The sequence below is a fragment of the Paenibacillus sp. FW126-R14 genome, from assembly GCF_058789495.1.
In genome coordinates this window covers 61666-87345 of the sequence record NZ_JBYTBS010000009.1, presented here as the reverse complement: position 1 = coordinate 87345, position 25680 = coordinate 61666, and the positions used below count along the sequence as shown (strand labels likewise).

The 25680-nt window shown below is 50.1% G+C and carries 22 protein-coding genes; 15 read left to right on the top strand and 7 right to left on the bottom strand.

The genetic code is table 11. The features are described 5' to 3' along the window. Positions 1-53: 53 nt before the first annotated feature. The 3 genes from AC3WRW_RS08885 to fadR are packed head-to-tail and all read right to left on the bottom strand — an operon-like array spanning position 54 to position 2449. Entirely contained in the window at positions 54-1037 is a 984-nt protein-coding gene (locus tag AC3WRW_RS08885; protein WP_492545973.1) for an electron transfer flavoprotein subunit alpha/FixB family protein, read from the bottom strand. Positions 1038-1057: 20 nt separating this feature from the next. Next, entirely contained in the window at positions 1058-1822 is a 765-nt protein-coding gene (locus AC3WRW_RS08880; RefSeq protein WP_492545972.1) for an electron transfer flavoprotein subunit beta/FixA family protein, read from the bottom strand. Between the two features lie 39 nt (positions 1823-1861). Beyond that, complete coding sequence (fadR, locus tag AC3WRW_RS08875) at positions 1862-2449, bottom strand: fatty acid metabolism transcriptional regulator FadR (protein WP_492545971.1); 588 nt, start codon at positions 2447-2449, stop codon at positions 1862-1864. A 246-nt stretch (positions 2450-2695) separates the two neighbouring features. Between fadR and AC3WRW_RS08870 the strand changes: the two genes are divergently transcribed. The 7 genes from AC3WRW_RS08870 to AC3WRW_RS08840 all read left to right on the top strand — a co-directional run bounded on the left by AC3WRW_RS08870 (position 2696) and on the right by AC3WRW_RS08840 (position 14266). Continuing rightward, positions 2696-4729 (top strand): (Fe-S)-binding protein, encoded by a 2034-nt coding sequence (locus AC3WRW_RS08870; RefSeq protein ID WP_492545970.1) that lies wholly within the window; start codon positions 2696-2698, stop codon positions 4727-4729. Positions 4730-4767: 38 nt separating this feature from the next. Further along, on the top strand, positions 4768-7161 hold the full coding sequence (locus AC3WRW_RS08865) for a 3-hydroxyacyl-CoA dehydrogenase/enoyl-CoA hydratase family protein (protein ID WP_492545969.1): 2394 nt from the start codon (positions 4768-4770) through the stop codon (positions 7159-7161). Between the two features lie 62 nt (positions 7162-7223). After that, positions 7224-8405, top strand: a complete 1182-nt coding sequence (locus AC3WRW_RS08860; protein WP_492545968.1) for an acetyl-CoA C-acyltransferase — start codon at positions 7224-7226, stop codon at positions 8403-8405. A 108-nt stretch (positions 8406-8513) separates the two neighbouring features. Beyond that, positions 8514-10286: an acyl-CoA dehydrogenase FadE gene (locus AC3WRW_RS08855; RefSeq protein ID WP_492545967.1), complete on the top strand. Its 1773-nt coding sequence runs from the start codon at positions 8514-8516 to the stop codon at positions 10284-10286. 36 nt (positions 10287-10322) lie between these two features. Beyond that, the gene (locus AC3WRW_RS08850) at positions 10323-11993 is read left to right on the top strand and encodes a long-chain-fatty-acid--CoA ligase (protein WP_492545966.1); all 1671 of its coding nucleotides are present in this window, start codon (positions 10323-10325) and stop codon (positions 11991-11993) included. A gap of 63 nt (positions 11994-12056) precedes the next feature. Next, positions 12057-12473, top strand: a complete 417-nt coding sequence (locus AC3WRW_RS08845) for a PaaI family thioesterase (RefSeq protein ID WP_492545965.1) — start codon at positions 12057-12059, stop codon at positions 12471-12473. 194 nt (positions 12474-12667) lie between these two features. After that, positions 12668-14266 (top strand): PucR family transcriptional regulator, encoded by a 1599-nt coding sequence (locus AC3WRW_RS08840; protein WP_492545964.1) that lies wholly within the window; start codon positions 12668-12670, stop codon positions 14264-14266. A gap of 30 nt (positions 14267-14296) precedes the next feature. On the opposite strand, the gene AC3WRW_RS08835 is transcribed toward AC3WRW_RS08840, so the two are convergent. Further along, positions 14297-15166: a metallophosphoesterase gene (locus AC3WRW_RS08835; RefSeq protein WP_492545963.1), complete on the bottom strand. Its 870-nt coding sequence runs from the start codon at positions 15164-15166 to the stop codon at positions 14297-14299. Positions 15167-15325: 159 nt separating this feature from the next. On the opposite strand from AC3WRW_RS08835, the gene ytxJ reads away from it, so the two are divergent. The 3 genes from ytxJ (at position 15326) to AC3WRW_RS08820 (ending at position 18196) form a co-directional block, all read left to right on the top strand. After that, positions 15326-15667, top strand: coding sequence for a bacillithiol system redox-active protein YtxJ (gene ytxJ / locus AC3WRW_RS08830; RefSeq protein WP_492545962.1), 342 nt, complete (start codon positions 15326-15328; stop codon positions 15665-15667). Between the two features lie 247 nt (positions 15668-15914). Further along, a complete protein-coding gene (locus AC3WRW_RS08825) occupies positions 15915-16796 on the top strand; it encodes a DMT family transporter (RefSeq protein ID WP_492545961.1) in 882 nt (293 codons plus the stop codon). Between the two features lie 89 nt (positions 16797-16885). Beyond that, complete coding sequence (locus AC3WRW_RS08820) at positions 16886-18196, top strand: MFS transporter (protein ID WP_492545960.1); 1311 nt, start codon at positions 16886-16888, stop codon at positions 18194-18196. Between the two features lie 72 nt (positions 18197-18268). Here the strand turns inward: AC3WRW_RS08820 and AC3WRW_RS08815 are convergent, their stop codons facing one another. Then, entirely contained in the window at positions 18269-19435 is a 1167-nt protein-coding gene (locus AC3WRW_RS08815) for a M20 family metallopeptidase (RefSeq protein WP_492545959.1), read from the bottom strand. A 160-nt stretch (positions 19436-19595) separates the two neighbouring features. On the opposite strand from AC3WRW_RS08815, the gene AC3WRW_RS08810 reads away from it, so the two are divergent. Continuing rightward, positions 19596-19880, top strand: coding sequence for a hypothetical protein (locus AC3WRW_RS08810; protein ID WP_492545958.1), 285 nt, complete (start codon positions 19596-19598; stop codon positions 19878-19880). 92 nt (positions 19881-19972) lie between these two features. Beyond that, entirely contained in the window at positions 19973-20632 is a 660-nt protein-coding gene (locus AC3WRW_RS08805; RefSeq protein ID WP_492545957.1) for a GDSL-type esterase/lipase family protein, read from the top strand. Here AC3WRW_RS08805 and trhA read toward each other — a convergent pair. Then, positions 20627-21259: a PAQR family membrane homeostasis protein TrhA gene (trhA, locus tag AC3WRW_RS08800; RefSeq protein WP_492545956.1), complete on the bottom strand. Its 633-nt coding sequence runs from the start codon at positions 21257-21259 to the stop codon at positions 20627-20629. The genes AC3WRW_RS08805 and trhA overlap by 6 nt on opposite strands. Positions 21260-21351: 92 nt before the next feature. Here trhA and AC3WRW_RS08795 point away from each other — a divergent pair, with 92 nt between their 5' ends. The 3 genes from AC3WRW_RS08795 (at position 21352) to AC3WRW_RS08785 (ending at position 23344) form a co-directional block, all read left to right on the top strand. Then, positions 21352-21522, top strand: a complete 171-nt coding sequence (locus AC3WRW_RS08795) for a hypothetical protein (protein ID WP_492545955.1) — start codon at positions 21352-21354, stop codon at positions 21520-21522. Positions 21523-21631: 109 nt separating this feature from the next. Continuing rightward, positions 21632-22480 (top strand): DegV family protein, encoded by an 849-nt coding sequence (locus tag AC3WRW_RS08790; protein ID WP_492545954.1) that lies wholly within the window; start codon positions 21632-21634, stop codon positions 22478-22480. A 3-nt stretch (positions 22481-22483) separates the two neighbouring features. Continuing rightward, positions 22484-23344, top strand: coding sequence for a DegV family protein (locus AC3WRW_RS08785; protein WP_492545953.1), 861 nt, complete (start codon positions 22484-22486; stop codon positions 23342-23344). A gap of 64 nt (positions 23345-23408) precedes the next feature. Here AC3WRW_RS08785 and AC3WRW_RS08780 read toward each other — a convergent pair whose 3' ends face one another. After that, positions 23409-25571 carry a HelD family protein gene (locus AC3WRW_RS08780; RefSeq protein ID WP_492545952.1) on the bottom strand — a complete coding sequence of 721 codons (2163 nt, stop codon included), beginning with the start codon at positions 25569-25571 and terminating at the stop codon, positions 23409-23411. Between the last annotated feature and the right edge of the window lie 109 nt (positions 25572-25680).

Genomic DNA, 25680 nt, shown 5'->3' with positions numbered 1-25680 from the left:
TAACTAGCATGAACTGTACAATGAGTTTACTGGAATAGCGGGTGGATGACAAGCTACTTCAGCAGCTGCCGGAATTCCTCGGTCAACAGCGGCACGACCTCAAACAGATCGCCGACGATGCCATAGTCGGCAACTTTAAAGATCGGCGCTTCGGCATCCTTGTTGATGGCGATGATGACGCGCGAAGCGCTCATCCCCGCAAGGTGCTGGATGGCGCCGCTAATGCCGCACGCGATGTAGATCTCCGGCGTCACGACCTTGCCGGTCTGGCCGATTTGCATCGCGTATTCGCAGTAGCCCGCGTCGCAGGCTCCGCGGGATGCCCCGACAGCGCCGCCCAAGACGGCAGCCAGCTCTTCGAGCGGCTGGAAGCCTTCGGCGCTGCGCACGCCCCGTCCGCCGGACACAACGATCTTGGCTTCTGCCAAGTCGATGGCGCCGGACGTTTTTTTCACCACCTCCCGAATGATGCTGCGCAGGGAGGGGGCCGGGTAAGCAACATCGACAACGGAAGCCTGACGCGAAGCGTCCGGCGCCTGAGGAGCGATGTTGTTCGGTCTGATCGTGACGACCCAGATGCCGTCCGGGTCCGTAAACGCTTTCGTCTCGACGGCTTTGCCGGCGTAAAGCGGCCGCGTGAACTGCACGCTGTCGCCGCTGCGCGAAATCGCCGTCACGTCCGAGAGCTGGCCGGCGGAGAGCTTCGCTGCGGCCAGCGGCGCAAGATCACGGCCAAGCGCGGTATGGCCGAATACCAGCGCTCCCGGCTTCGCCGCATCGCTCACCGCCAATAAAGCGCTCAAATAGGCTTCCGAGCTATAGCTCTCAAGCGCAGCGTCTTCGACGACATAGACGCTTTCTGCGCCATACGCGGCAAGCTCGCCGGCGAGCGCTTTGATACCGCTTCCGCCGATCAAAACGGCGTGTATCGCATCGCCGTCTGCAGCGGAGAGCTGCGCAGCGCGCAAGGCTTCGAAGGTGACTTGACGCAGTTTGCCTCCGCGGGCTTCGGCAACAACGAGAAATAGTTTAGCCATGGATGGTAGCCTCCTCTTCCTTAAATCACTTTGGATTCGTTGCGAAGCGCTTGGACAAGCTCAGTCACCTGCTGAGAGAGATCGCCGCTCAGAATGCGGCCCGCTTTGCGTTCCGGCGGGAGCTTTAAGGATATGCGCGTTGTTTTGGCGGCGGCGGAGCTGAAGCCTTCGATGTCATCAAGCGTTAAGTGCTTAAACGGTTTCTTCTTGGCCTTCATAATGCCCGGCAGCGAAGGGTATCGAGGCTCATTCAAGCCTTGCTGGGCCGTGAAAAGGGCGGGGAGCGGAACTTCGATCACTTCCATATCGCCTTCGGCATCACGGTGAGCAACTGCCGCATCTCCCGATATGTCGAGCTTTGTGACGGATGCCACATGTGGTAAATCAAGAAGGGAAGCGATGCGGATCGCCACTTGGCCGGCTCCGTTATCGACAGAGAAATTACCGCCTAACACCAAATCGAAGGACTGTCCGCGCAAATACTGCGCCAAGATTTCGGCAACCTCGCACTCATCGCCTTGAATGCGCTCATCCGTGATGAGAATGGCCTCATCCGCCCCCATAGCCAGAGCGGTGCGCAGTGCTTCTGCCGTTCGGTCAGGCCCTACGGAGAGCAAAGTGACCTTACCCCCGAATTCATCCCGCAGCTGAATGGCTTGCTCGACGGCATATTCATCGTAAGGATTGATGACGAATTTGATGCCATCCTCTTGCACATTGCCCCCTTGCAGAACGATTTTCTCCTCTGTATCGAACGTTTGCTTCAACAATACAAAAATGTCCATAGCCAAGCTCCTTCCTGAATATACATGTTATACAGACCCTTAAGCCTCGATGCCTTTCATAAAAAAGTTAATCGTAGGGCCAACTTGAGCGGTTAAGGAATACTTTTGCCCGGAGATAAGCCAAGAGGTCACAACTTCATCCATGCCTCCGAAGATGAGAAGCCTGACGAGTTTCACATCAAAGTCAGCGTGGAAGCTCCCGTCTTGTTTGCCTCTTTCTAATATATTTTCGATGAGAATAATATATCTCTTGAGGGCAAGGCCAATCTCTTTGCGCAGCTCCAAATCGCTCTGGCGCAGCTCGATCTGGGTCAGGAAAGCAAGATTGACATTCGCTTCAAGCTCGCTGAAATGAATTTCGCAAACTTTGTACAGAGCTTCTTTCGCTGTCATATGCTCCGTGACGCCGGAATTGAATTTCTCGACAAGCTCGCCTAATTTCTCTTGAAACAAACTTGTCAAAATATCCTCCTTCTTTTTGAAATATAAATAGATGGTTCCGTCGGCCACGCCGGCTTCCTTGGCGATCCGGGATACTTGGGATTTGTGAAAGCCGTTCTCGGCAAAGACGTTCAGAGCGCCTTCGAGAATTGCATAGTATTTGTCTGGTTTTTTGCTACTTGTCAAGGGGATCACCTCGGTGTTAAGATACAGTTATCGGTGAATGAATACTCATTCATTTTGTAATCCCATCATAAAATACGTAGTACGCCTTGTCAACGACTTATTCAGCCTAAGAAGCAAGTAAGAAAGTTAGCCGGCTTACAGCAAACAATGAAGCATTTTTCAACTCTGGAAATAGGGGCATATGGAACTTGCTTTTTTACGATCCACCAATGTAAGCGCTATCTTTTCAATGCAAGGAGGTCCTCTATGATCGGTACACTCATTCAGTTTGTATTGTTTCTAATCGTTACAGGAGCCGCGTTGTACTTGTTTGGCCGGGTTGTGTATCACCGGTACTTGTACATCCAGTTGGGGAAGTCAGTGAATCTAAAGAAAGAAGCGAAAGCGCGGCTGAAGGAATTCGCCATTCAAGTTTTCGGCCAGACGAAGCTCCTGAAGGATAAGAAAAGCGGCGTTATGCACATCGTCATCTTCTATGGGTTTCTTATTTTACAGCTCGGGGCGCTTGATCTCATTCTAAAAGGGTTAATTGGCCGCGGGCTGCCGCTTCCCGGCTACGATTATTTCACCTTCATTCAGGAATTGACGGTTGCCCTGATTCTACTGGCCATGGGCTATGCGACTTACCGCCGGTATATCGAAAAACTCAAACGCTTAAAACGCGGGTGGAAGCCAAGCATCGTTGTTTTCTTTATCTTTTTCCTCATGCTATCCGTCGTGGTCAGCGGAGGTTTTGAGCGGTTGCGGGAAGGGCTTGAAACTTCTGGCTTTGCGCCTATTTCATCTGTATTCGCTGCCATGTTTAGCGGTCTTTCGCACACGGGGGCTACAATAGGGTTTTATGTCAGCTGGTGGATGCATCTGCTGATCCTGCTGTCTTTTCTGATCTATGTTCCCCAATCGAAGCATTTCCACATTATTACTGCGCCTATCAATATCCTGCTCAGACGTACGGAGCCAACCGGCAAGCTGAGCTCGCTGGATTTGGAAGATGAAGAAGCCGAGTCGTTCGGTGTTGGCAAAATTGAAGATTTTACCCGGAAGCAAATGCTTGATTTCTACTCCTGTGTGGAGTGCGGGCGCTGTACGAATGTTTGCCCGGCTAATACGACAGGCAAGCTGCTTTCGCCGATGCACCTGATTACGAAGCTCCGCGATCATTTGACAGAGAAAGGCGCCGCCATCACGTCCAAATCGCCGTGGGTGCCTGCGGCTGCATTTGCCGTACAAAGCGGACATAATCCGCTGGAAGTTGAGCTTATCGGCGGCGTAATCACGGAGGAGGAGCTGTGGGCCTGCACAACTTGCCGCAACTGCGAGGATCAGTGTCCGGTCGGCAATGAGCACGTAGACAAAATCGTGGATCTGCGCAGACATTTGGTGCTTACGCAAGGCAGTATGCCGCATGACGGTCAGCGCGCGCTGCAAAACATTGAGCGGCAAGGCAATCCGTGGGGGATTAGCCGGAATGATCGTGTGAAATGGGTCAAGGAAATAGACCCGAATGATCAGCTGAACGTTCGTACAGTAAAGGAAAATCCCGACTTCGAGTATTTGTTCTTCATAGGCTCCATGGGCTCTTACGATAATCGCAGCCGCAAAATTACGCATGCTTTCGTGAAACTGATGAATGAAGCCGGAATCTCCTTTGCCATTTTGGGGAACGAGGAGAAAAATTCCGGCGATACCCCCCGCCGTATGGGGAATGAATTCCTGTTCCAACAGCTGTGTGCCGACAATATTGCGACTTTTCAAAAGTATAAGGTTCGAAAAATCGTAACGGTCTGCCCGCACACGTATCATATTTTTAAAAATGAATACCCGGAATTCGGCTTGGAGGCCGCCGTTTTTCATCACACGGAGCTGTTGGATATGTGGGTGAAAGAAGGTCGCCTGAACCCTCAATACGAAGTGCAAGAACGCATCACGTATCACGATTCGTGTTACTTGGGTCGTTACAATGAGGTGTATGAGCAGCCGCGCAGCGTACTGCGTGCGATTCCTGGGGCGATCCTGGTGGAGCAGCCGCGATCCCGCGAAAACAGCATGTGCTGCGGTGCCGGAGGGGGCATGATGTGGATGGAAGAATCGGCAGGCACCCGCGTTAATGTAGCGCGCACCGAACAGCTTATGAGTGTGAATCCGACAGTGATTTCTTCGGCCTGTCCGTATTGTTTAACGATGGTGGAGGACGGTACGAAGCTGAAGGAGGCAGAGGAGCGGGTTAAAGCACGGGATATCGCTGAAATTCTTGCCTTGTCTGTGTTTGGAACAGCGTAAGACAGACTGAATAATTCATGTAGGGAGGATATTTCGATATGACAAAGATTCGTACTGCTGCCGTCATCGGCTCCGGTGTAATGGGCTCCGGCATTGCCGCCCATTTGGCAAATGCAGGCATTCCCGTGCTGCTGCTAGATATGGTGCCGACCGGGCTGCTGCCGCAAGAAGAATCCGCGGGACTAACGCTGGATCATCCCAAAGTGCGAAACCGGTTAGCGGTTAACGCGATGGATAAGCTCAAAAAGACAAATCCGGCGCCGTTATACAGCGAAGCCTTCATCGACCGGATCACACCAGGCAATTTGGAGGATGATTTGGCGAAGCTTGGCAGCGTGGATTGGATCATAGAAGTTATCGTAGAAAATTTGCAGGCGAAGCAGCAGCTATTAAGCCGTATTGAAAAGGTGTGGAGGCCGGGAACGATCGTTTCCTCCAACACGTCGGGCATCTCGATTCATGCGATGATCGAGCAGGCCGGCGAAGCATTCAAAAAGCATTTTTTAGGCACTCATTTCTTTAATCCGCCTCGTTATATGAAGCTTTTGGAAGTCATCCCAAGTGAATACACAGACCCGGCGATCGTAGCTTCAATGACCGAATTCTGCGAGAAGAAGCTGGGAAAAGGCGTCGTGCAAGCCAAGGATACGCCGAATTTCATTGCGAACCGGATCGGTACGTACGGGCTTTTGGTCACTTTGCGTGAGATGCTCGCAGGCGGTTATTCCGTTGAAGAAGTCGACGCTGTCACGGGTCCGGCTATGGGCCGTCCGAAGAGCGCGACGTTCCGAACGCTCGATCTGGTTGGGCTGGATACGTTTGTGCATGTGGCGAATAACGTGTTTGGTCTTGTGGATGACCCGAGCGAGAAGGAAGTTTTTGAGACGCCGGCAATTTTAAAAACAATGGTAGAAAAAGGCTGGATCGGGGAGAAGGCGGGCCAAGGTTTTTATAAAAAGGTCAAGTCTGAAGCCGGAAAAGAAATTCAGTCGCTGGATTTGGGAGCTATGACGTATGCGGCAAGCCGAAAAATCAGCTCGGCATCCTTGGAGGCGGCAAAGCAGGCCAAAGGCGCAACCGGCAAGCTTAAAGCTTTGCTTGGCGCTAAGGATCGGTATTCCGATCTGGCGTGGAACATTTTGAAACCTGTGCTTCTGTATTCCGCAGAAAAATTGGATAGAATTGCGGATTCCATTGTGGAGATCGATCGTGCGCTCAAATGGGGCTTTAATTGGGAGTTGGGTCCGTTCGAGACATGGGATGCGATAGGGTTAAAGCGTTCAGTGGAGCGCATGGAAGCGGAAGGCAGCAAGGTGCCTGACTGGGTGAAAGCATGGATTGCTGCTGGCAACGACAGCTTCTATACGAGTAAGGAAGGTCAAAGTTTTTATTATTTGAAAAATGAGTATCGCGGCATTGAAGCAAAGCCGGAGCTGATTTCACTGGCCGCATTAAAACAGCAAAATAAAGTGATCCGCTCAAACAGCGGGGCGAATTTAATCGATCTCGGAGATGGGGTTGCCTGCTTGGAATTTCAGTCACCTAATAATGCCATAGGTGGCGATATTCTCACCATGATTCAGCAGAGCGTTGATGAAGTGCGCAGCAATTACCGCGGGCTTGTCGTGGCAAATGATGGCAAAAATTTCTGTGTCGGCGCTAACCTGATGCTGCTTCTCATGGAAGCGCAGGATGGCGAGTGGGATGAAGTCGACGGCATTATCCGTTTATTCCAAAATTCCATGATGAAGCTGAAAAGCTTGGAGAAGCCGGTTGTTGCCGCTCCGCACAAGATGACGCTTGGCGGCGGCGTTGAAGCTTGTATGCCGGCCGATCAAATCATTTTCGCATCGGAAACGTATTATGGACTCGTTGAAGTTGGCGTGGGCTTAATTCCTGCCGGCGGTGGCTGTAAGGAACTGGCGCTTAAGGCAAGTGTGCTGGTGCGCGATCCTGAAGTGGATCTTCAGCCATGGATCAATGCCAGCTTTGAGACCGTAGCGATGGCAAAGGTGTCGACGAGCGGTCACGATACGAAGCGGCTCGGATATATGCGTCCACAGGATACGGTTGTGATTAATGACGATCACCGGATTTATGAAGCGAAACAAGCCGTCCTTCGCATGGATGCGGCAGGGTACACGCCGCCTGCGGTGGAGAAAATCCGCGTCGTCGGGGAAAACGGCAAAGCGGTTATGCAGGTCGGCGCCTATTCGATGAAACAGGGCGGCTACATCAGCGATCATGATGTCCTGATTGCTAATAAGCTTGCGCATGTGCTGGCAGGCGGGAATGTACCTGCAGGCACGCTGGTCACCGAGCAATATTTGCTCGACTTGGAGCGGGAAGCTTTTCTGAGTTTGTGCGGAGAACTGAAAACGCAGCAGCGTATGCAATATATGCTCTCTAAAGGAAAACCGCTGCGCAATTAAGCGGTGATTGCGAACGCGATTTAGTGAACGTGTCTTTACTACTCTGATTGAGGTGAGAAACGATGAAGGAAGCAGTCATTGTATCGATTACGCGTACCGCCGTCGGACGCGCAAAGAAAGGCAGCTTCGCTCAAACGAGAGCGGAGGATCTCGGTAAGGCCGTATTGGAAGAAGCGGTGCGGCGGGCTCCGGGCCTGAACAAAGGCGATGTCGACGACATCATCATCGGCTGTGCGATGCCGGAGGGCGAGCAAGGGCTCAATTTCGCCCGCACGATGGCGCTCTATGCGGGCTTTCCGGTGACCGTGCCGGCGATCACGGTCAATCGCTTCTGCTCCTCCGGGCTGCAGGCCGTCGCTTATGCGGCGGAGCGCATTATGCTGGGCCACGCGGAGGTGATCATCGCCGGAGGCGTAGAGAGCATGAGCCACGTCCCGATGACGGGCTTCAAGCTCTCGCCGCATCCGGCGCTGGTCGAGACCATGCCCGAGGTGTACATGGGCATGGGGCATACGGCCGAAGCTGTGGCGGAGCGCTTCGGCATTTCGCGCGAAGCGCAGGATGGCTTCGCGGTGCGAAGCCATCAGCGGGCGGCTGCGGCGATAGCAGCCGGCAAGTTCGTGGATGAGATCGTGCCTGTGGCTACGAGCGTGAAGGGCATTGACGAACGCGGCAAAGCGTTTGAGCGTTCGTTTGTATTTGCCGCGGATGAGGGCGTTCGCCCCGATACATCCGTGGAAGGGCTTGCCAAGCTGAAGCCTGCGTTCAGCTTGAACGGATCTGTGACGGCGGGCAACGCGTCACAGACGTCGGACGGCGCAGCGGCAGCCGTGCTGATGAGCCGCGAGCGCGCGGAGGCGCTTGGGCTGAAGCCGCTGGCGACGTTCAAGGCGTTCGCGCTTTCCGGGGTGGAACCGGAAATTATGGGGGTTGGCCCGGTGAAGGCGATTCCGAAGGCTTTGCAGATGGCCGGCATCACCCAGGACCAGGTGGATCTGTTCGAAATCAACGAAGCGTTTGCTTCGCAATGCGTGCACATCATTCGCGAGCTCGGCTTGAATGAGGAGCTGGTCAATGTGAACGGCGGCGCGATTGCGCTGGGACATCCGTTAGGCTGTACGGGCGCGAAGCTGACGACGTCTTTAATTCATGAGCTGCAGCGCCGAGGGGGCGGCTACGGCATAGTATCCATGTGCATCGGAGGCGGGATGGGCGCTGCGGGCGTCTTTCAAGTACATGCTTAATTGGAGCGTCTAACGGCAAATTCTTCCGTTACTCACTTTTCCTTTTTGCTTCCTTTCCTGCATCCAATTATTAACCCTTGTCCAATTCATTCTGAGGAGAGATGAACCATGTCAGATAAAATTGTAGGCGGCAGCTTTGTCATTTCTGATATCGATTTTCATAATATCGTGACTCCGGAGGATTTTACGGAAGAACATCGCATGATTGCGGATACGACGCGCGATTTCGTAGCGGGCGAAGTGCTGCCGAATGACGAGCATCTGGAAAAGCTGGATTATGATTTGACGGTAAAGCTGATGAGAAACGCTGGGGAGCTAGGGCTGCTGGGAGCCGATGTGCCGGAAATGTATGGCGGTCTTGGGCTGGATAAGGTGAGTTCCACGGTCATAAGCGAAAATTTGGCGCGTGCTTCCGCGTTTGCGCTTTCGATTGGAGCGCATGTCGGGATTGGAACGCTGCCGATTGTGTTTTTCGGGACGCCTGCGCAGAAGAAGAAGTATTTGCCCGATCTCGCCACGGGCGCGAAAATTGCAGCCTACTGCTTGACGGAGCCGACATCCGGTTCCGATGCATTGGGAGCGAAGACGACCGCGCGGCTTTCAAGTGATGGCAAATATTACCTCCTAAACGGCTCCAAATTGTATATCACGAATGCCGGATTTGCCGATATTTTCATCGTCTACGCCAAAATCAACGGAACGGACTTCACGGCGTTTATTGTGGAAAAAGGCGACCCGGGCTTTACATTAGGACCCGAAGAGAAAAAGATGGGAATTAAAGGCTCGTCGACCCGTCCGCTCTTTTTTGAAGATGTCAAGGTGCCGGTGGAGAATTTGCTTGGCGAAATCGGGAAGGGGCATCTGATTGCTTTTAATATTTTGAATATCGGCCGTTATAAGCTGGCTACGGGCTGTCTGGGCGCAGCCAAGGAAACGATTGAACTAGCCTCCAAGTATGCCAATACCCGTCAACAGTTCAATACGCCGATCTCCAAATTCCCGCTGATCGGCAAGAAGCTGGCTGAAATGAACATTCAAACGTATATGCTCGAGAGTATGGTGTATAGAACGACGGGCTTATTCGATGATATGCTCAAAGATATCGATCATACAAGTCCGGATGCCGGCAAGCATTCGGCCAAAGCGATTTCTGAGTACGCGCTGGAATGCTCGATCAATAAAGTATTCGCATCGGAAGTTTTGGATTTTGTCGCGGATGAAGGCTTGCAAATTCATGGGGGCTACGGCTTTATTCAGGAATACAAAATTGAGCGTATTTATCGCGATTCGCGGATTAATCGCATTTTCGAAGGAACGAATGAAATTAACCGCCTGCTCATTCCGGGGACCTTAGTGAAGAAAGCGATGAAAGGCGAACTGCCTTTGCTGCAAAAAGCGCAAGCGCTGCAAGGCGAGCTGCTGTCCATCGTTCCCGGCCAAACATTCGAGGGCACGCTTGCTGAAGAGACGCATCTCATTTCGATGGCGAAGAAAATTTTCCTGATGGTTGGCGGGCTTGCTGTGCAAAAGTACGGCATGGCTTTAGAGAAAAATCAGGAAGTATTAAGCAATTTGGCGGATATGATGATCCAGATTTTTGCAGGAGAGAGCGGACTTCTTCGTACGCAAAAGCTGATCGCCAAAGCCGGTGAAGATAAATCGGTCAATGCGATTCAAATAACAACGGTATTTGTGCATGAAGCTTTCGACAAAATTGAGGCATACGCGAAGGAAGCGCTTAGTACGATGGAAGAAGGAGATGTGCTTCGGACGCAACTTTCCATATTGAAAAAGCTGGCAAGACGCAGCACAGTAAATACGACTCAGTTGAAGCGCGACATCGCCGCACGTGTTATTCAGGGTGAGAAATTCATCGTATAGTCACCGGTGTGAAGAACCTGAAGGGGATGGTTTTGTATGAGCGAGACAAAGCCTTGGCTGCGCCATTATCCTAAGGAAGTGGCGCCCACGTACGAATACCCTAAGCATAATCTTGCACGATTGTTGGTAGATTCCGCACAAAAGCATCCGGACCGGCCAGCCTTATATTTCATGGGTAAAATGCTGTGTTATCGCGAGGTGCTTGATGCATCGTATCGTTTTGCAAATGTTTTAAAGGATTTGGGGGTAAAGCCGGGAGACCGCGTGTCGATTATGCTGCCCAATTGTCCGTCCGCCATTATCGCTTATTTCGGCACGCTCTTGATGGGTGGGATTGTCGTGATGACGAATCCGCTATATATGGAGAGGGAGCTGGTTCACCAGCTCTCCGATTCCGGGGCGACGGTCATTGTCACGCTCGATTTATTGTTCGACCGCGTGCAGAAGGCGAAAGCGAGAACGCCGATTCAGCACGTGATTGTGACGTCAATCAAAGATTATTTGCCTTTTCCGAAAAATGTCTTGTATCCGATTAAAATGAAAAAAGACGGAGCAAAGCTGGATGTCACCTACGGCGAGGGCGTTTACGCTTTCAAAAAATTGCTGCGGGAAAGCTCAAGAGTGCCTGGTTGTGTTGACGTAGATGCAGATACGGATATTGCTCTACTGCAGTATACGGGCGGTACGACAGGGATTTCCAAGGGAGTTATGCTGACTCATTCGAATTTAATCGCCAACACGTATCAAACGACGAAATGGTGCTACCGGACCCAAATGGGAGGCGAGCGTTTTCTTGGAGCGATTCCTTGTTTCCATGTATTCGGTCTGACTGTGTTGCTGAATCAAGCGATGCTGCTCGCAGGAATGCTGATTCTGATACCGAAGTTCGATATTGATACGATTCTGGACACGATTAACAAGATGAAGCCGACGATTTTCCCCGGAGCGCCAACGATGTACATTGCGATCATTAATCATAAACGGGTGAAAGAGGTTGATATTTCCTCCATTAATGTTTGTGTAAGCGGTTCAGCCCCCCTTCCCTTAGAAGTTCAGGAGCGATTTGAAGCGTTGACTGGCGGGAAATTAATCGAAGGCTACGGGTTAACGGAAACTTCTCCGGTCACGCATGCCAATCCGATTTGGGGCTATCGGAAAATCGGATCGATCGGCGTTCCCTTACCGGATACGTCGGCCAAAGTGGTCGATGTGAATTCCGGCGAAGAATTGCCAATCGGTGAAATTGGGGAGTTGTTGATCAAAGGCCCGCAGGTGATGAAAGGGTATTGGCAGCGTGAGCAGGAAACCGCCACGACCATTCGAGACGGATGGCTCTATACGGGCGATATGGGACGCATGGATGAGGACGGATTTTTCTCCATTGTTGACCGCAAAAAGGATTTAATCATTGCCGGCGGCTTCAATATTTATCCGAGGGAGATCGAGGAAGTGCTCTTTGAGCATCCGGCGATATTGGAAGCGACGGCGGTGGGCGTTCCGGATGAATACCGGGGGGAAACGGTGAAAGCATTTGTCGTGCTGAAGCCCGGCATGACGTTGACGGAGAAGGAGCTTGAGCTGTGGTGCCGGGAACGTTTGGCTGCATTTAAAGTGCCGCGCAAGGTAGAATTTCGTCAATCTTTGCCGAAAACAATGATTGGGAAAGTGCTGCGAAGGCAATTACTGGAAGAGGAGAAAAAAACTTAGCGGTATCTTCTTGTTTGTTCGCATAAGGGTTAGCCCTTTGCAAGAAGAGTGGAGGGGGATCCTATGGATAATACTCGCGAGCGAGTAAATAAGCGGCTGCAGCAGCTGGCGGCGTCAGCGGAGCTTTCATTTTGGGGCTTTCTCGGCTGTGAATTCGTAGATATGAACGATGGGGTCATTACAATTGCCTTGGAGGCAAAGCCCCATCATTTAAACCCGATCGGCATTGTTCATGGCGGTGTTCTTTCTTCTTTGCTGGACAATGCCATGGGCATAGTTGTGATGACAGCCAGACCCGAGGATAAGGTTGTGACAACGAATTTGAATGTTCACTTTGTCGCGCCGCTCTATGAGGGGCGGTTGACGGTAACGGCCGAACTTGTTCATCAGTCCCGAAAAATGATTACGGCGCAAGGGCGAGTGATGGATAGGGAAGGAAATTTAGGGACGATGGGAACGGGGACTTTTCGAGTCATATAGGTTGCAGGAGTTTACGGGACATGTGCGAGCATGTCCTTTTTTCATTTTGTGTCATATAATGTGACATTAAATTTGATTTCAGTCATAAAATGTTCAAATATTTTTGACCAATGTCATATAAGTTAACATAGAGTCATTGACTGTTTACTCATGTCATCCTATAATCTTAAAAAAAGGCATTAGGGGGGAGCACTATGCATCTTACCATTCGCGAAGCATTATCCATATATCCATTAACGGAAGCGAAGCTAGTAGCTGGCAAACAAGGGGAATCCCGCATCGTTAAATCAGTCAATGTGATGGACGCTCCAGATATTGCGGATTGGACGAAATCCGGCGAAATGCTCTTCACTACCGCTTTCGCGATGAAAGACAGTCCGCAGGAGACGGTCAATCTGCTTCGTAAATTAAATGATCGCGGCGCTGCCGGGCTGGGCATTAAACTGGGACGATTCTGGACGGAGCTGCCGCAGGTCGTTGTCGAGGAAGCGGACCGGCTGCATTTTCCAATTATTGAGATGCCTTTTCAATTTACATTTTCCGATCAAATGAATGCTTTGTTCAATGCGGAATACCGCCGCAACACGAAGATGCTGCAAACCGTGCTGGAAAAGCAGACGAAGCTGATGCAATTCGGTTTGAAACAAGAGAATATGGCGTCTATGTTCCAATTGCTAAGCAATATTCTTGGCTATCCGATGGCTGTGGTTTCTGCCAGAGGGCAGATTTTATATAATACCAGCGCTTGGACGCAAGAGCAGTTGGTTCAGAGCTGGCCTAAGCGGAAATCAGGCTGGGTTTATGCAAGCAAAGACCGTGCGTACCGGGTGGGACTCTGCCAGCAAGAAGATGAACTCCTGGGGCATTTGCTCATAATGCCGGATGTGGTGCTGCTTGCAAATGTGGAGGAAGGCTTGTTTCAGCAGGCTGCTGATATCCTGACCTTTCACATGAGCTATACCTTCCGGTCGCATGTCGAGGCTTCGGCGGAACGGGATCTGCTTAACTCGCTGCTGCGGTATTTGGAGAAGGGGACATCGCTTGAGGAGTTCCTGGAGCAAGTGGAAAGCAGAAACTTAACGCTTTTCACGGGCGGATACCAATGCGTGATTAGCAAAAGCAAGCCGGACAGTCAGACGGATGAACAACGCCAAGGGAAGCTGAAGCGCTTGAAACAGTATATGGAGCTGCATCCTAAATCCAACATTTTGCATGCAAGCCACTTTATTATTAGGGATATGATGTTCTCTATTTATTCCGCGAATCATGGGGATAACTTCCCCGAAGAGGAGTTGTCGCAGCTTCTGATCAAGTATGCAGGGGATTCCTGCTGCAGAGAGGAAGCTGGCGATACCGCTTTCTATACGAGTGCAATGAAGACAAAGCCGACAGCTCTAAGAGAAGCCTATATGGAATGCGTGGAAACACAGCGAATGGCCGATAAGCTTGAGCTTTCCGACCGGGTGGTTCATTATGAAACAATAGAGTTTGCGCATCTTTTTCAACATGTGTCGGTGAATATGATGGAAGACTATTGCGCTAAAATACTGCGTCCGCTCTTGGAGAGGGATGCCGAGTACTCGCAAGAAATGATTCGAACCTTAGAAGTGTTCATTCGCAATGACGGTCAAGTCAGCGAAGCCGCGAAGCAGTTATTTATTCATCGAAATACGGTCACTTACCGGTTAGAGAAGATCAGCGATCTCTTGCAAGTGGATTTCAAAAAAGTCAATGACCTGTTGAAGCTGAAAGCCGTTTTCTTATTCCGTCAGTTTTTGCATGTCAGACAATAATGCGTGAACCCTGTTAAGCTGCGTAGGCGCTCAGGGTTTTCTTTTTTCTAAGGTGATGACGGTAATTTCAGGTCTGCATAGGAAGCGGAAAGGGAGGATCGTTGTTCCGATGCCCCGATTGGTATAAACAAGCATCTTGGAATCGGGCACCTCATAAAGCCCCATGACGTAATTTTTGGCTTGGAGAGGGGTGAAGAGGGCGCCAACAATGGGCAACCGGACCTGACCGCCATGCGAGTGCCCGGATAATTGCAAATCGATGGGTAAAGCGGCAGCTTGATCGGCGAAATCGGGACAATGAGAGAGAAGCAGCGTGAACATTTGCGAATTGGCGCCTTGGAGTGCTTTCGTGATATCGGGATTGCCGGTCAGCACGTCTTCAACGCCTGCAATCTGAATGGTCTGTCCTTTATATGAGATCTTTTTAAAAGCGTTAAGCAGCGTTTGAAAGCCGCCTTCTTCGAGAATCGGCAAAGTATGGTTTGTTTTGTTCAATTTATCATGATTTCCAAGCACAGCCCATTTGCCTAAAGGAGCCTCAATGCTGGCGAGCAATTTGCTCGTTGATGCGGGGTCTTCCGTAATTTGGGAATCAAATAAATCGCCGGTGAAAGTTACGATATCTGCTTTTTCTTGATTGATAAGCTTCACGATATGCTCGAAATCCTGCAGGTTGAGATGATGGCCGAGATGTAAATCGCTGAACTGCAATAGTTTAAGGCCGTGAAAATTATTTGGAAGCCTCTCAAATGACAGGCGGATTCGTTTGAATTCGTACCATCTGGGTTCGATGTAGCTGGCATAACTGCCGGCAAGACCTCCGGAAGCGAGCAGAGAACCGGCAAGTACAGCGCCTTTTTTGAGAAAAGACCGTCTTGATATTTGGGGTGGTGATTGCATAGTTTCCTCCCATTCCATCTTGTCACAGGTATATCCTGATTATACCAAGAAGGAAGCGGCGTTTGCGAATTGTGCGAGTTGTGTGGAGTTGCGTGAGTTGCATATGCGGATTCGTTACTCTATACTAATTTTAATGTAATGGGAAGGGAGATGTAGGAAATGTCAGCATGGAAAGAGCTCACAACCGTTGATCAATGGCAGGAAGTGCTCGATCGCTCCTCCGATAAACCGGCGGTCGTCCTGAAGCACAGCACAGCATGTCCGGTTAGCGCAAGCGCGCTGGAAGAATACGAAGAGTATTTGTCTGGCAAACCGAATAGCGATGTCGATTACTATTTAGTGAAGGTGATCGAATCCCGTCCGGTTTCCAACCAAATTGCGGAGGATCTCGGGATTAAACACGCATCGCCGCAAATTCTTTATTTTAAAAATAAAGAATCCGTTTGGAACACGTCTCACTGGTCTGTCACAACCAAGCATATTACGGCTGTTTTAGACTAAAAGCACATTCGAAAGCCCTTTGGTGGCTGCCTAAGAAAATTTAGGCGCTTCCGAGGGGCTTTTTTGTAACCCGCGGCAGGAAGGGGATCTGCAGGGCTTTAATTTGCGGGAAACAGAAGGGAGTTCCCATCGATCAGGTAGATTATAAATAATTGAACAACGTTTAAAAAAGATTGGCAATCCCAGCTTCCTCTTATATAATTATTTGGCAGCAACAGGTATCTACTAACTAAGGAGTTTTGCAAGGATGAATGCAATGAATAAAACCAAAGTTCCGGTCTCTGTCTATTTATTGATCGGCATTATCGCGATCTCGTTCTCGGCTATTTTTGTCAGATGGTCAGATGCGCCAGCCGCAGTCATTGCCATGTACCGGCTGCTGATGACGAATGTGCTTATGCTTCCTTTTCTATGGAATTACCGAAACGAGATTGCTAGAATTAGCCGAAGAGATTGGTTGCGGACCGCGGCTTCCGGAATCGCGCTTGGCCTGCATTTCTTATTTTGGATGGATTCTCTTCGTTTTACTACGGTCGCAAGCTCAACGGCGATTCTGACATTGGAGCCGATCTTTGTCCTGGGCGGAGCGTTTCTGATTTACGGCCAGCGAACGAACCGCAAGGCGGTCATCGCGATGTGTGTAGCGATTATAGGCGCCATTTGTATCGGATGGGGAGATTTTCAATTTTCAGGCACCGCGCTGAAAGGAGACTTTCTGTCTCTCATCGGAACGGTTGCGGTTGCGCTGCATATGCTTTGGGGCAAAAGTTTGAGAGAACGCATTTCTGCTTTCGTGTACAGTTTCTTCGTCTTCTTGTTCGCAGGACTCGTCCTGGCGGTAACTAACATTGCCACGGGCACTTCTTTCACAGCTTATCCGGCCAAAGAGTGGGGAGTATTCTTGCTGCTTGCCATCATCCCTACTGTTTTTGGTCATTATGTGTTTAATTGGCTGCTCAAGTATATGAAAGCATCGTCCGTTTCGATGACGGTCTTGGGAGAGCCGCTCGGCGCGACTTTGTTGGCTTATTTTTTATTAGGCGAAAAAATTACCGCGATCCAGCTTCTGGCAGGATGTATACTGCTGGTGGGAGTTGGCTTGTTTTTGCGCAGTAACGAGAAACAGTAAAAGTTTTTCTCGCTTTACTCGCAAGCATTAATTGAACGAAGGTAAAATACGAGGATTGGCAGCGTGTTTTTCTACATGGGAGGGATAACGTGAGATTTCGTGATTTTCACCGTAATGTCAAATTAAGAATCGGTCTTTCCTTTCTATCCGGCACTGCCAACAATATGGTGCTTCCCTTTATGTCGATCTACTTTTCCGGAAAATTAGGCGATACGAGCGCTGGGCTTGTCGTTATCCTTGGCATTTTAGCTGGCGTCATCGCAGGTTTTATCGGTGGCTATTATGCTGACCGGATAGGACGCAAGAAGCTGATGATAACCGCAGAAATAGGGTGGATGATCTGCTTTATGGGCATGGCCGTTTCCAACTCGCCGTGGTTTTCATCGCCTTGGATGACATTTGTGCTTATGATTTTTGTAAGTATGTTCTGGGGGGTTCACGGACCTGCGAACGATGCCATGCTGCTGGATGTTACCGCTCCCGATATTCGCAAATTCATGTATGCCATTATGTACTGGTTGAACAATTTATCTTTTGCTATTGCCGGTATTGCGGGGGCATTCTTGTTCAAATCTTACTTGTTTGAGTTGTTCATTGGCCTATCGGTGATCGGGTTGATTACGCTAATGGTCACTTATTTCTTTATTGATGAGGTTTACCGACCGCAGTCTGACGACGGTGAGCCGGGGGGCCGTCAAGGGAAGACATCGATGTGGTCCAATTATCAGTTGGTGCTGCGCGACAAGACGTTTATGATTTTCACAGCAGCTTCCTTGCTTCTTGTTTCCGTTGAGTTTCATTTGGGCAATTATGTCGGTGTCAGACTGGAAAAAGAGATGGTAGCTGCCCCGTTCATCCCGTGGATGGAGTCCTCCTGGCACGTTGACGGACTCAAAATGTTAGGCTTTATCCGCACGGAGAACACCGTACTCGTCGTTGTTCTTTCGGTGCTCATGGGGGTCTTCATGCGGCGCTTCTCGGATAGCAAAGTGCTGTTTGTCGGCTATGCTTGCTATATTTTGGGCTACAGCTACTTAGCCTACAGCAACCAGCCAGGGCTGCTGCTGCTCTCGATGCTGATTGCGACGGTTGGCGAGCTGATGTATGTGCCGATTAAGCAAGCTTATCTGGGCAACATTGCGCCTGACCATGCTAGAAGCTCCTATATGGCTTTATTTGGGATGGTTTACAAAGGGGCCATGCTGCTTGGCGGTTTTGGCGTGATCCTTGGGGGATGGATTCCGTCGTGGATGATGGCATCGCTTATTTTGTTAAGCGGGCTTGTCGGCATGGCGATGTTCTACGCCATCCTCGCTCAATTAGAGGAGCGCAAAGTGAAGGCGGAGATGAGCTATAAGGCTTCGACAGCACCCAATGCGAGTGCGAGCGTTACGGTTTAAGCTCTCCGTTGTAAACAAGGGGCTGTCCCTTAGGACTGATCAAGTCCTGAAGGGACAACCCCTTGTTCTCGTTTATTTCATCGACGCAGCGAACTCCGCTTTGATTTTCTGCAGCAGCTCCGGGCTGCTTAGTACTTCATAAGCGGTGTAAGCAAGCGCTTTGGCCGTGAAAATCATCGCGTCCAGCGCAGGCTCCTGCAGGGCAAGATCGCGAAACTCTTTGGTGTGCAGCATGTGTTTCTCGCCTACAACTTTGACGAAGGGATGAATCGTCGGACATTGGATCGATACGTTGCCCAAATCCAGCGAACCGTGGTCCTTGCCGATTTCAATGTCTGCAGGATCGATGCCCATCTCGCTCAGCTGGTCTGAGAAAACCTGGGACAATGTTTCGTTGGTCCGCAGTTCGTCGTACGAGTACTCGTAGAATGACGTTTTGAGCGTGCAGCCTGTTTGCAAAGCAGCGCCCTCCGCGCAGCGGAGCACTTTCTGAACGAGCTCATCCGTATACGTTCGCGTAGCGGAACGGACGTAAAATTGAGCGACGGCATAGTCCGGGATAATGTTCGGTGCTTTGCCGCCTTCGCTAATAATGCCGTGAATACGGGCGTCCGACTTGACTTGCTGGCGCAGCGCGTTAACGGAATTGAACAGCTGGAGCACCGCGTCCAGCGCATTAATGCCCTCATATGGCTGCGCAGCGGCATGAGCGGGCCGGCCGAAAAATTCGTATTGAATCGCATCCATAGCAAGGGATTCGCCTGATTTTTCGTAGGTGTAGTAAGGATGTGCCATTAGGGCGATATCGACGTCGCGGAAAAGACCTGCTTCGCTCATCGGCACTTTGGCGCCTTTGGTTTCCTCGGCCGGAGTTCCATAGACACGAATACTGCCGCCGGTTTCAGCCATGACGGATGAGAGCCCGATGGCTGCGCCAATGCTCATCATACAGATCAGGTGATGTCCGCAGGCGTGGCCGAGATCCGGCAAGGCGTCATATTCAGCTAGAAAACCGACGACAGGTCCAGGTTTGCCGGAATCGAATGTCGCGATAAAGGCGGTTGGAATATCCAACACGCCGCGTTCAACTTGGAAGCCGTGGAATTCCAGTTCCTCCGTTAAGCGTGCGCAAGCCTGAAATTCTTCGTGTCCCAGCTCGGGGTTCGCACCTATAAAGCTGGAAATCGCTTTGAATCTATTCGCATTGCTGTCAATCGTTTGTGTGATGATTGATTTCATATGTGGGAAGGCTCCTTTATCATGGTACTTCTTTTATTGTAGTATAAAGGCGGCCAAACTACCACTTTAAGTCGCTCTGGGTTACAATGAGTGAACGAAAGGCCATACGGTTATTGTTCATTTTTTTACTGAGAAATTAAAATATTGGAGGAATTATCCTATGATGAAATACGGAGCCGAGCACACCGAGCACCGATTTGCTCTATCCTTTGTTGAGTCTGAGGTGCGCGGACAATGGCGCGACATTTACTTGAAGATGCATCTTCAAGCCGGTGAGGCGTTTCCGGAGGATCTCATCGATCCATCCGTTCTTGTAATATGCAATTTGCAAGGGGACATTGTTCAAATCGTGCTTCATGACGAGGGCTGCGATTGCGAATTTCAATTCACGTATGCGGAAAAAGCGCAAATCGAAAATTTTGTTCAAGAGCATGTAAACGTATAAAAAACTTGCCTCGCAGCGGAGGAGAATGTCCCTTCCCAAACTGGGCGCTTATGCATATACTATCCTACGTCAGGCTTTAGGGAGAGGATAGCATGGATAAGACGATCAACTATTTGGCATTTGGGGATTCACTTACCGTAGGTTTCGGAGCGCCGGACGGTCGCGGATTCGTGTACAGCTTTCGGCAGAAGGTAGAGCAATTGCTGAACGTTCCCGTTCAACTCATTCAAGCGGGCACGAATGGCGCCACGACGAGCGAATTGCTCCAAACGCTGGAGTCCGATCCGCAAATTCAGAAACATATCCAAGCGGCGGATATCATCACAATTACGGCTGGCGGGAATGATCTTATTCAAGCGGCAATTCCTTTCTTTTATGAAAATGATCCTACATTTTTAAAAATCGCTCTTCAAACTTACGAAGCGAACTACAAAAAAATAATGACACAAATAGAAACGCTGCGGCAAGGCATTGATACTCCGTACTTAATTGCTCTTATCGGATTGTATAATCCTTTGCCGCAGGTGCCGGAATCGGCTTACTGGGTGCAGCGTTTTAATTTATTTTTACGTAAATTGGAGCAGGCGCATATTCACATCGTGCAGGTGTACGATGCTTTTGTGGGGCAGGATACCCGTTACATTTCCGAAGACTCCATTCATCCTAATGAGGATGGCTATGATGAGCTTGCGCGTCAGGTTGAAAGTGTCATTTCGCTGGAGCATCTGCAGCGGCTGCTCGAGCAGCTATGACATGATGACATATCCGAAGATGGAAATGAAATGACAGGCGCTTCCGGCGAGCACGAAAATATGCCAAATGGCATGGTGATAAGGGATGCGCCTCCATACATAGAAGATGGAACCGAACGTGTACAGCAGACCGCCTGCCACAAGCCAAACGATGCCTCCGTAGGGGAGGTTCGCGTAAAGCGGCTTAAAGGCAAAGACAATGAGCCAGCCCATCAGAATATAACAAAGCGTTGAAACGATGATGAATCGTTTCACAAAAAATAGTTTGAGCACGATCCCGATAAGGGCAAGCCCCCATATAACGCCAAAGAATGTCCATCCCAAAGGCCCGCGCAGCGTCACAAGCAAGTAGGGCGTATACGTGCCGGCAATTAAGAGATAAATAGCGGAATGATCGAGAATCTCGAAAACATCTTTCAAGCGCGGATGTGTGACACTGTGCAGCAGGGTGGAGCAGGTATACAGGGTGACAAGAGCCGCGCCAAACACACTGAAGCTCACAATATGCCACGCATTGCCATGCAGACAAGCTTGAATGACAAGCAGGATAAGCGCTGCTACGCTCAATAGTACGCCAATCCCGTGGCTGATGGCGTTTGCTTTCTCTTCTTGGATGGAATACTCCATGAAAATCCCTTCTTTCCTTGATAACTAACATACTACCTAATAAATTGGACGATGAGAAATTGTTTTTACCTTCATTTTAACTGACGAATAAAGTGGCATTACTGACAGGAGCCGGAAGAGGCAGCGGAGAGCGCTGGCGATCGGTGGTTTTTTTATGCTCTCAAATCGTCGGCGAACATATGAAAATGCAGGAGTATGACCGGTCAGACGTTGTTCGTGGATGGCGGAATGACGATCTGCGGGTTCTAATGAGCATAGATTGAGCTTTCCCTCTATTTCCTTTATACTGAACACACAACAATCCATAGATTTGATGTGGTTTTCATTAATAGAAAGTTTTGCTAGAACGCTAAAATAAGGTGGTAGACAGCAATGTCCCCGGTGCGTATTTTTACAGACAGCACATGTGATTTAAGCGATGAGCTCATCGAGCAATATCAGATTGACATCGTGCCGCTTTACGTTGTTTTTGAGGACCAATCGTTGAAAGACGGCGTATCGGTTAAGCCTGACCGGCTTTTTGAGCTTGTTGAGCAAACCGGCAAGCTGCCCAAAACGGCTGCGCCTTCACCTACAGATTTCGAGCGTGCGTTTGAGGGTGTCATTCAGTCCGGAGATGATATCGTTTACATCGGGCTTTCGTCTGAATTGTCTTCGACGATTCAAAATGCGGCCATAGCGGCAGCGAATTTTCCCGATGATAGAATTACTGTAATAGATTCTAGGAATCTATCAACTGGAATTGGTTTGCTAGTGCTCAAAGCAGCGCAAGCGGCTCGGGACGGCAAAAGCAGTGCGGAAATCAAAAACATGATCGAGCCGCTTCGTTCCCGTATTGAAGTGGAGTTCATCATCGACACCTTGGAGTATTTGCATAAAGGCGGCAGATGTTCGAGCGTGCAGCACTTCATTGGGAGTCTGTTGAAAATCAGGCCTGTTGTGAAAGTGCTGAACGGGGCCATGACATTGACGGACAAAGTGCGGGGGAAGCGGGAAAAAGCGCTCCAGCAGCTCTTGGATAATGCGCTAGCCCAAAAAGACGACATGGACACAGAGTTTCTGTTTGTCACGCACGCATTGGCACCCGAGGAAGCGGCTTATGTGAAGAGGCAGATTGAACAACAAACGAAAGTTAAGCAAGTTTATATGACCGAAACGGGCTGCGTAGTTTCCAGTCACTGCGGACCTCGAACGGTCGGGATCGTTTTCGCCAAAAAATAGGAAATGAGTGTACACAACATGACGACAATCAAGATTATCACTGACAGCAGCTGCGACCTCCCCACAATGATAGTAAATGAGCTAGGGATTACCATTGTGCAATTGTCCGTTCATTTTGGAGAGGAGTGCATGCCCCCTCACATGGAACTTTGTGATTTTTATGCGAGAATGAAGGCGGAGAGCTTACTGCCCAAGACGTCTAGCCCTTCACCGCAGCATTTTCTCGCCGATTATCAGAAGAGAGCTGAGGTCAATCAGGATATTCTTGTAATTTGTCTGTCATCTGCTCTCAGCAGCACGTATCATCATGCACTCATGGCTAAAGATATGTTAATAGAGGAAGGTTATACAGGCCGCATAGAGGTCATCGATTCGAAAACGGCTTCTTTAGGCCTTGGCGTACTTGTATATAAGGCTGCCAAGATGGCTGAAGCGCATGTTCCTTTTGAGCAAATAGTAGAGAGAATCCGACAATCGGTTGCTTCTTCAGGGACGCTTTTTTTCTTGGATACGTTAGAAAATGTGATCAAAGGCGGCCGGCTTGACCGGGTTCGCGGGGCCGTCGCTTCCATTCTAAACATCAAGCTGGTCATGAAAGCAAGTGAAGAAGGATCGATTGAAGTGTTGGAAAAAATCCGCGGCACCCAGCAAGCGTTGAAGCGGATGATCGCCAAAGTGGGCGAGGTCGTCCACGATTATGACAAAGATGTGATTGCGGTCGCACACAGCAATTGTGAGGAAAGAGCGCGTGAGGTTCTGAACCAGCTGCTCGAGAAGCATCCGTTCCGCAATGTGTTATTTGCCAACATGGGAACGGTCATTGGCACGTATGCCGGAGAAGGCGGCGTATTGATCGCCTATTAACAAGAAGACACCTGATCTCGTTCTAAGGCATCGGCCAAAGGGAGATCAGGTGTCTTTTTATTGTTTATTCAGGATAAGCGGTTGTGACGAGTTCCGGTTCATCCGTCGAGACGAGAGGCGATAATTCGCCTGCGGCCATCAGCCACAATTCATGCAATGCCCGCGTACAGCCGACATAAAGCAGTTTGGCATCGATGAGTGAGGCTTCATAATGTCCGGAGGTGACATCCATCAGCAGGACGGCATCAAACTCCAATCCTTTCGTCAAATAGACGGGCACGACCGATATGCCGCCGCGGTACACTCGCTGTTTGGACGTGATGAGATTCGTTTCGATTCCAGCTGCAGTCAAAGCGTCATGCAGCTCCTCGGCCTGCTTCTCCGTGCGGGCGACAACGGCAATGGTGCTGGACGTTCCTTGCTGTAAAGTTGCGATAGCGCGCTGCAGCAATGGCAGCCTGCCTTTGAGATCCGTTTGCAAAACCCGGACTTTGTTGCCGCTTCGAAACACGGGTACTGCCAGGAGCGGGTTCTCGACGCCGCGTTTCAGCACCGAATTGGCAAACTGAATGATCTCCATCGTGGACCGGTAGCTTCTTTCCAGCTCAAAGTAGCCTCTTTGGTCTTCTTGAAACAGACCGGAAAATTCCATCCAGTCCTTGATGCCTTGATAGGCATGAATCCCTTGCGATAAATCACCTAGTATCGTAAAGGAGCTGTTGCGCGTATAGCTATCGAGAACAGCTACCTGGAACGGTGAAAAGTCTTGAGCTTCGTCGATGACGACATGGTCAAACAGCTGATCCGACGATATACCGTTAAAACGCGAATGAATATAAAGGAGTGGCGCAAGATCTTCAAGCTGCACTTCTTTTTTCTTGAAAAGCTTCAACGACGCATGAACCAATTGCTCAGGGAGTTCCTTTAACAATTCTGCAGGCAAACTGTCCGGGCGGCCGCTCTCTGTGTACAGCATTTTGTAAAAACTGAATGCCGTATGCTCAGGCCAGCCGGTCAAATAGGTCCGCAGCCGCTGTGTGGATTTCTTTTTGAGCTCTTTCTTCCGGGTTTGCTCCCAGATTTTATCAAGCTGCATCTCCGTCCAGCGCTTGATCCGGGCTACGACGCGTTCGCGGCGTTTGACTAGCGGGTAATGCTTGTTCTCGACGAAGAACCATTCGCGAATGGTTGCCAGCGGCAGCTTAGCGCCCTCCCATGGGATGTAATCCGCCGAAGGGACATAGGAAGTTTCGAACTTCGTCAAGCAGTCATCCAAGTAGGTCATGTAAGCGACCGACCCTTTAAATCGGCCTGGAGCGTGATCGTCGACCGGAGGTCTTTTGCTGCCAAGAGAGAACCAGGTTTGCAGCGTTAGTGATTGATCGGCCAGCTTGACTTCATGATCGAGCACGTCCAGCGCCCAATCGGTAAAGGTGCTTTGCTGAATATTGCCCACGCCCAGCTCGGGAAGCACGCCGGAAATATAGTCGAGGAACATCGAGTTCGGCGCAAAAATAATCATCCGCTCGGCGCGAACCTGTTCACGGTATTGATACAGCAGGAAAGCGAGGCGGTGCAGGGCTACGGTTGTCTTCCCGCTACCGGCTACCCCCTGGATGATGAGGGCCGTATTTTTGGCTGCGCGAATGATTCGGTCTTGTTCCGCCTGGATTGTGGAGACGATATCACGCAGCTTGTTATCTTTATTTTCGCCTAACCGGTACAGCAAGAATTCGTCGCCAACGGCCAAGGAATCTTCATTGCGGTCATAAGTATCTACGACGCGTTGGAGGATTTGCTTGCGCACTACGAGATTTCGCTTTAAGTAGACGAGACCTTCGATGAGACCGTCCGGCGAGTCATAGGAAGCGGCGTCAAGTCCGCCGGTGAACGAGTAGAAAAGGCTCGCTACCGGTGCGCGCCAGTCAATGACAAGCAGTTGTCCGGTACGTTCGTCTTCTACGCCTGATTTTCCAATGTAAAGCGGCATGGAAGAAGCAGTACCTGATTCTTGGAAATCGAGGCGGCCAAAATAAGGCTCGTCAACAGCCTTGGCTAAGTTGTGTCTGCCATTTTCACGGGCGACCTCCAGCGCCTGCTCCGTTAAATCAGGGCCGTAATAAACAGGAGTTGCCCGCAGCCTTGCGAGTTGTTTATCAATTTCGATATTGGTTTCTTCGAGCCGTTGCAGCTCTTCTTGATAGGCACTTTGAGTCTTTGTGTCCAAGATCAGTTACCTCCTAAGATCAGATGTTGTCTATTTTGCGAATAAACAGGTAAACAATATAACACACCTGTCAGGATATGGGAAGCTAAACCGTAAACGCAGGGACATT